Annotated in this window: 1 protein-coding gene; it reads right to left on the bottom strand. The window is 73.4% G+C overall.

Annotation, left to right across the window (positions count from 1 at the left end; all coding sequences use genetic code 11):
* Positions 1-297 (bottom strand): molybdopterin cofactor-binding domain-containing protein (locus KVT32_RS29680; protein ID WP_217619383.1); only part of this gene is annotated, 297 nt, incomplete at both ends.

Here is a 297-nt window from a genome sequence, read left to right as displayed (position 1 = left end):
ATCGCGTTCGCCTCGGGCAGGTCGAGCACGGCCAGGTTCAGCCGCGTCAGCCGATGCTCGCCGGCGTACAGCAGGCGCGTTTGCTGCACGGCGGTCTCGGGCTGGCCGCCCGGCAGGTCGCCGGACCAGCTTTCGTGGGCAATGGCCGTGATGCGGCCCTCGCGGGTGGCGCCGATGCGGATGCGCTGGATGGTCGCCGGGCGGTGCGTGGTGTTGTTGAACATCAGGGCACGGGTCAGGTTCACCTTCACCGGCCGCTGCGCCGCGCGCGCGCCGGGCGCCGCCAGCAGCGCCTCG

The organism is Achromobacter sp. GbtcB20, from assembly GCF_019091095.1.
GTDB classification, from domain to species: Bacteria; Pseudomonadota; Gammaproteobacteria; order Burkholderiales; family Burkholderiaceae_B; genus Achromobacter; species Achromobacter mucicolens.
Note: the sequence above shows the minus strand (reverse complement) of the source record. Positions and strands in the feature narration are given on the sequence as shown.